The sequence below is a fragment of the Microbispora corallina genome, assembly GCF_016863035.1.
GTDB lineage: Bacteria > Actinomycetota > Actinomycetes > Streptosporangiales > Streptosporangiaceae > Microbispora > Microbispora corallina.
This window is the reverse complement of record NZ_BOOC01000033.1, coordinates 152,303-158,552: the sequence shown is the minus strand read 5'-3', so window position 1 is coordinate 158,552 and position 6,250 is coordinate 152,303. Positions and strand designations below refer to the sequence as shown.

The following is a 6,250-nucleotide window of genomic DNA, read 5'->3' as shown; positions in this document are numbered from 1 at the left end:
TCATCGCCCCCTCCGCCATCCAACGACCACGCACGAACGACCACCCTCTCCCGCCGCGCACAACCACCCCACGACCGCCCATCACGCCCTACAGCCACGAGCCCCCGGCGGTCGCCGTCGTCCCCGTCCCATGCACACCAAGCACACAAAGGGACCGCGCTCCCGACCTCCAGATTTCATCTGGATCGTCGGGCGCAGGGGTGGTCTGGGCAAAACCGCTCTGACCTGCGGATTCTCTCCAAACACCTCAGCGTCAAGTGCGACAAATGTTTAAAAAAACACCTAGTGGGTAGTCGGCGGTCAGAGTTACCCTGGAAGGGCTTAGGTAATCCGCGATGAAGACGCACGTACTCGGCCACCACATTAACGCGCCAAAAACAATTAAATGGCCCGGCGTGTCGGCGTGGTCCAGCTAGATCGTGGATTACGGTCCCTCGTGTCGGGACGGGCCCGGAGAAGGACAAGCCGGTAAAGGACGAGCCGATGGGGGCAGTGCGCAAGGTGGCGAGCTACCTTGGCCTGGGTGGGGCCGAGCAGTACGACGAGGACTACGGCGATGAGGAGTACGCGGAGGACTGGATGCCCGCGGCCGAGCGTGCGGCCAAGCGGTGGCAGCCTTCGATGGAGCCCGCGAAAATCGTCATGGTGCGGCCTCGGAAGTACGACGACGCCCTGACCATAGGCAGGCATTTCCGTGAGGGCCACACGGTCGTCATGGATGTCGCCGGCATGTCGACCAGTGAGGCCACGCGCATGGTGGATTTCGCGGCCGGCCTCGCCTACGGCTGTGAGGGCCGTATCGAGCGGATCGCCGACAAGGTCTTCCTGATCACCCCCGCCACCGTCGAGGTCTCTCAGGCCTGACAACCCCGGGCCTGACAACCCCGGGCCTGACAACCCCGGGCCTGACAACCCCGGGCCTGACAACCCCGGGCCTGACAACCCCCAGCCCTGACAACATCAGGCCCGACACACGCTCCAGGCGCGACCCCCGCTACCAGTACGTCCGCGACCCCGCTCAGCCCCGGCCGCCGGTTCCCCAGCCCGCGGCGAGAGTCCCGTACCGGAGGTCGTCAGGCGGCGCGAGGGCCGCGGCGGAGGAGACGGGTGAGCTCGGCGACGTCCTCGGCGGCGGCCTCGGCGACCGTCTGGGACTCGCGGGCGTACTCGTGGAGCGCCCAGACGGCCTTCTCCGCCTGCTCGGACAGCTCGCCGGCCCGTGCCTGCACGTTCCGGACGTCGGCCTGCTCCTGCGTCCGCTGCCGCCACAGCAGGAAACCGCCCCAGGCGCCCAGGACCAGTCCGGCCAGCGCGATGGGGAGCGACAGCACGAATCCCGCTCCGAAGACGACGACGGCCACCGCCAGGACCGCGTACGCGAGCCAGGGGCGCGTGCGCCGGGGCACGTACTCGGTGACGATCCGCTGTTCGGCGGTGGCCATCGACTCCTGGTCCGGCCCGTCGGGCCGGAGTTTGATCGGGTAGCCGAGGATCGGGACGGTCATGCTCTCCGGCGGCTCCTCCCGTACCCGTTCGAGGAGCGACTCGGCCGACGCCCGGACGGCGGGGGCGGCCACGTGGAGGGCGAGGGCGGCGAGGTGGGGGTCGGCGTCCTGCCGCACGTCGTGGAGGAGGTGCCCGTCGAGCGAGCTCAGTGGGCCCTCGGGGCCGCCCTGGCCGATGAGCGACCGGAGGACGGCCAGGGGCTCGGCCTCGGGCCAGGTCGTCCCGGTCTCGACCTCGGACACCTGGGCGGGGGTGGGCGCTGAGGTGATCGCGGCGCACCGTTCGCGCAGGCGCCGGAGGCGGGCCGCGGCCCGGGCGGCGCGCTCGATCTCCGGGACCGTGGCCAGGTCGGGGAAGGCCGCGAGCGAGGCGGGCACCTGCGCCTGGGTCTCCTCGGGCGCGAGGGCCGCCAGCCACCGGTCGTCCTCGGCCGGTACGGCGACCGCGTCGAGCTTGCGGAGCACGAAGATCTTGCCGACCGGTCCGTACGCGCCGCGGGCGGCGGCGAGCCACAGGGCACGCTGCCCAGGGGTCACCGGCCGGTCGTCGGCCAGCTCGCCGAAGGCCGTGCCGAGCCAGGAGGCGTGGATGCGGTCGCCGTGGCCGCAGACGGCGAGGGCGAGGCAGAGGAACAGCGCGGTGCGCCGCTCGTCGAGGTGGGCGGCGAGGGCGAGCGGTTCGAGGGCGTCCCTGCCGGACAGGATGAGCACGAGGGCCTCGACCGCGGGCGCGAGCCAGTAACCCGGCACGTCGGTGACGCCGGACGGGAGGCTCGGCGCGCTCCCGTCCGCCGCCAGGTGGACGAGCAGCGCCTCGGCGTACCGGTGCAGCTCCGTCGCGTCGGCCAGGTCTCCAGGTTCCGAACTCGTGGTCAGATCCATGCTCACGCGGAACGCTCCCCGAGGGATCGGCTGGCACTCGCTTGACCGCGCCAGACTAGAGGGTCGGGAGGCCGCCGGAGGCGCAGGCGCGCCGCACGGCCTCGGTCCCCTCCCGCCAAACGGTGCAGGTGCGCCGGACGGCCTCGGTCCCCTCCCGCCAACGCCGGACGGCCTCCGTTCCCTCCCGCCGCGTGGCAGGTCGCGGATCGGCGGGTCACATCCGCTCGGGGACCTCGATGCCCAGCAGGTCGAGCCCCTGGAGCAGGACGCGGAGCGTCAGCGCCGACAGAGCCAGCCGCGACTGGCGCACCTCGTCGTCCTCGGCCTTGAGGACCGGGCAGCCCTCGTAGAACGTGGTGAACGCCTGGGCGAGGTCGAACAGGTAGGCGCACAGGCGGTGCGGCTCGGACAGGGTGGCCACGGCCTCGACGGCCGCGCCGAAGCCGAGGAGCTGCAGGGCGAGCGCCCGCTCCGCCGGGTGCCCGAGGACGATCGGCCCGGTGACGGACGCCGGGTCGATCGAGCCGGTGCGGAAGATCGACCGGATGCGGGCGGTGGCGTACTGCAGGTACGGACCGGTGTTGCCGGTCAGCGCCAGCATGCGGTCGAAGTCGAAGACGTACTCGCTGTCGTGGCTGACCGACAGGTCGGCGTACTTGACGGCGCCCATGCCGACCTGGCGGGCGATCTGCCTGCGGACCGAGGAGTCGTAGCCGCGGTCGGCGATGACGGCCTCGGCGCGGACGACGGCCTCCTCGAGCAGCTCGGTGAGCTTGATCGAGGCGCCGCTCCTGGTCTTGAACATCTTGCCGTCGCTGCCCAGCACGCTGCCGATCTGGACGTGCTCGGCCCGGATGTCGTCGTGCAGCCAGCCGGCCATCCGGGCTCCCGCGAAGACCATCTGGAAGTGGAGCGCCTGGGTGGCGCCCACGACGTAGAGGATGCGGTCGGCCTTGAGGTCGCGCACGCGGTAGCGGATCGCGGCGAGGTCGGTCGTGGCGTAGCCGTACCCGCCGTCGCTCTTGCGGATGATGAGCGGCAGCGGCTGGTCGTCCCGGCCGGTGAAACCGGGCGGGAACACGCACAGCGCGCCCTCGCTGAGCTGCGCCACGCCGGCGTGCTCCAGCTCCTCGCACACGTCGGCGAGCATGGGGTTGTACATGCTCTCGCCGGCGATGTCGTCGTCGGTGAGCGTCACCCCCAGCATGGCGTACACGTGGTTGAAGTAGCGCTTGGTGTACTCGATGAACTCCTGCCACAGGCGCAGGGTGTCCGGGTCGCCGCCCTGGAGCAGCGGGACACGGCGGCGCGCCCGCTCCTCGAAGTCGGGGTCGGTGTCGAACTTGTGGCGCGCCTCCTGGTAGAAGGCGTTGCCGTCGCCCGCGGCGAGTCTGCCGAGCGCCTCCTCCTCGCCGATGTCGATGAGGTGCTCGATGAGCATGCCGAACGGCGTGCCCCAGTCGCCGAGGTGGTTCTGGCGGATGACCCTGTTGCCGACGCGTTCGTGGGCACGGGCGAGGGTGTCGCCGACGATGGTCGTGCGCAGGTGGCCGACGTGCATCTCCTTGGCGGCGTTGGGCGCCGAGTAGTCGATCACGACGGTGTGCGTCCCGTGCGGCGGCAGCCCGAGGTGCTCGTCCTCCAGCCGGAGCTGGGCCTGACGGGCGATCCAGGTGTCGCCGAACGTCAGGTTGAGGAAACCGGGGCCGCTGACCTCGACGGTGAGGTCGGTGGTGTCGAGAGCCCCGGCGACGGCCTGGGCGACCTCCCGCGGCGCACGTCGGAGCCGCTTGGCCAGGCTGAGCGCGACGTTCGCCTGGTAGTCGGCGAACTGGGAGGGCCTGATCAGCGGATCTTCGGTGGCGTACTCCTGGCCGAATGCGGCGGCCAGCGCCTGCTGGACGCGCTCGGCGAGCACGAGCTGCGGGTCGGTCATGCACCAAGCTTATCGGCGACGTGGTCGCCCTCGCCGTTTCGTTACCGGCCCCCTACCGGGTCCCACCCCAGGTCATCAGAGGGCGGTGCGACTTGGGCGCGATCCGCTCGCCGATCCGGGAGACGATGCCCTGGGACGACAGCCGGGCGGCCAGCTCGCAGGCGCCCGAGACGCCGCGGGCGTGCGACGAGCCGTGGGCGATCACGACGGTGCCGTTGAGGCCGAGCAGGACTGCCCCGCCGTGCGCCTCCGGGTCGAGGCGGTCCGACAGGGCCCTGAGACGGCCGCGCTGCAGCATCCCGCCGAAGCGGGCCACCGGGCTCTCCTCGATCGTCTCCCTGAGCTGGCCGAAGGCGTAGCGGACGCTGCCCTCCAGCGTCTTCAGCGCGACGTTGCCGGTGAAGCCGTCGGTGACGACGACGTCGACCTTCCGCGTGAGCAGGTCGTGGCCCTCGACGTTGCCCGCGAAGTCGATGCCCGGGGTGGCGGCGAGCAGTTCGTGGGCCCGCTTGGCGATCTTGTTGCCCTTCTCCGGCTCGGCGCCGATCGTGAGCAGCCCCACGCGGGGACGGCGCAGGCCGAAGGCGACCTCCGCGTATGCCACCCCGAGATGGGCGAACTGCACCAGCATCTCCGGCTTGGCGTCGGCCGTGGCGCCCGCGTCGAGCAGGATCGTGGGGTGCGGCCGCGTGGGCAGGGTCACCGCGATGGCCGGCCGTACGACGCCCTGCTGGGCCCGCAGGCGCAGCCGTCCCGTGGCGACGACGCCGGCGGTGGAGCCGGCGGACACGACGGCCGAGGCGTCGCCGCGCCGGACGAGGTGGCAGGCGATCGCGATGCTCGACCGGGGACGGCGCAGGCTGGCCAGCGCGCCCTCGTCCATCGCCAGCGCCTCCTCGGCCCGGACGATGGGGATCTCCGCCAGCGCGCCGTGCTCGGCCAGGGCGGGGGAGAGGACGCGGGGCTGGCCGACGAGCACCACCGGCACGCCGCGCTCCCGAACGGCCTGGACGGCTCCCGCGACGATCTCGCCGGGCGCGTTGTCTCCGCCCATGGCGTCCAGCGCCACGGGCAGCGCACGGCCTGCGGGCTGCATGGCCCGAATACTAGGTCCTGCCGGGGAGCGCTCATCCCGCCGCCCGTCCCCACGGGGTGGCGGTGACGAGGCGGACGGCCCCGTCACCGACCTACGCGCCCCGGTAGACCACGATCTTGCCGAAGCGGGCGCTGCCCGTGACCCGGATGAGCGGGCCGTCCCCGGCGCTGCCGCCGCTCACCGAGCGCTTGGAGAACAGCGCGCTGCCCTCGTCCACGACCCGGGAGTTGTGCGGCACGGTCACGATGAGCTTCCCGCAGAACGAGTTCAGCTCCAGCGTGACCTCGCGGCCCGGCAGGACCGCGTCGCTGAGGTCGACGATGAGCGCTCCGAAGACGGAGCTCAGCTCGGTGTGCCGCCCGGCGACCCAGCGGCCGCGCCGTATGATCTTGCTGAACACCGCGGCCACGCGGTGCCTCTCCGTGGCCGGCGTCGGCGCCGGGTCCGTGGTCTGCGGCAGGTCCCTGGTCAGGGGGACGAGGTCGCCGATCGTCACCGCGGTGTAGGCGGCGTCGAGCCGGTCGGCGTGCTCGGCGCTGGTGAGCCGGCCGGTGGCCAGGCCCTCGCCGAGGATGGCCGCGATCCGGTCGCGGTCCGCGTCCGAGGCCCGCTGGGAGGGGTCCTCGCCGGCGTAGGGGGTGAGGGAAGTCACCCCGACAGCCTAGCGCGTAACGCGATATGTCGCGAGAGACGCGGCTCGGGCACGGGACGGGCGACCGGTGGAAGCAGCCGGAGGCGCGCGTCGCTAAAAGCGAGCGGAAAAATCTCCTGATCCACGTTGGCGCATTTTTGCCGTGCCTTTCTCCGGGACGGGGAGTGACCTGACCGCGG

General features: G+C 71.9%; 5 protein-coding genes. 1 reads left to right on the top strand and 4 read right to left on the bottom strand.

Translation table 11 applies throughout. From position 1 onward, the window contains the following. Nucleotides 1-483: 483 nt before the first annotated feature. Nucleotides 484-864, top strand: a complete 381-nt coding sequence (locus tag Mco01_RS29405; RefSeq protein WP_036332791.1) for a cell division protein SepF — start codon at nt 484-486, stop codon at nt 862-864. Nucleotides 865-1,073: 209 nt separating this feature from the next. On the opposite strand, the gene Mco01_RS29395 is transcribed toward Mco01_RS29405, so the two are convergent. The 4 genes from Mco01_RS29395 to Mco01_RS29380 all read right to left on the bottom strand — a co-directional run bounded on the left by Mco01_RS29395 (nt 1,074) and on the right by Mco01_RS29380 (nt 6,071). Then, nucleotides 1,074-2,387 (bottom strand): hypothetical protein, encoded by a 1,314-nt coding sequence (locus Mco01_RS29395; RefSeq protein WP_239103996.1) that lies wholly within the window; start codon nt 2,385-2,387, stop codon nt 1,074-1,076. A 214-nt stretch (nt 2,388-2,601) separates the two neighbouring features. Further along, nucleotides 2,602-4,323 (bottom strand): arginine--tRNA ligase, encoded by a 1,722-nt coding sequence (argS, locus tag Mco01_RS29390; protein WP_204060094.1) that lies wholly within the window; start codon nt 4,321-4,323, stop codon nt 2,602-2,604. Between the two features lie 52 nt (nt 4,324-4,375). After that, nucleotides 4,376-5,419 (bottom strand): phosphate acyltransferase PlsX, encoded by a 1,044-nt coding sequence (plsX, locus tag Mco01_RS29385; RefSeq protein WP_239103994.1) that lies wholly within the window; start codon nt 5,417-5,419, stop codon nt 4,376-4,378. Between the two features lie 91 nt (nt 5,420-5,510). Continuing rightward, entirely contained in the window at nt 5,511-6,071 is a 561-nt protein-coding gene (locus Mco01_RS29380) for a DUF1707 SHOCT-like domain-containing protein (RefSeq protein ID WP_204060093.1), read from the bottom strand. Nucleotides 6,072-6,250: the final 179 nt, after the last annotated feature.

Excerpts from the sequence above, each read along its gene's own strand:
- argS (WP_204060094.1), bottom strand. The coding sequence starts at position 4,323 with ATGACCGACCCGCAGCTCGTGCTCGCCGAGCGCGTCCAGCAGGCGCTG.
- plsX (WP_239103994.1), bottom strand. The coding sequence starts at position 5,419 with ATGCAGCCCGCAGGCCGTGCGCTGCCCGTGGCGCTGGACGCCATGGGC.
- Mco01_RS29395 (WP_239103996.1), bottom strand. The coding sequence starts at position 2,387 with ATGGATCTGACCACGAGTTCGGAACCTGGAGACCTGGCCGACGCGACG.
- Mco01_RS29405 (WP_036332791.1), top strand. The coding sequence starts at position 484 with ATGGGGGCAGTGCGCAAGGTGGCGAGCTACCTTGGCCTGGGTGGGGCC.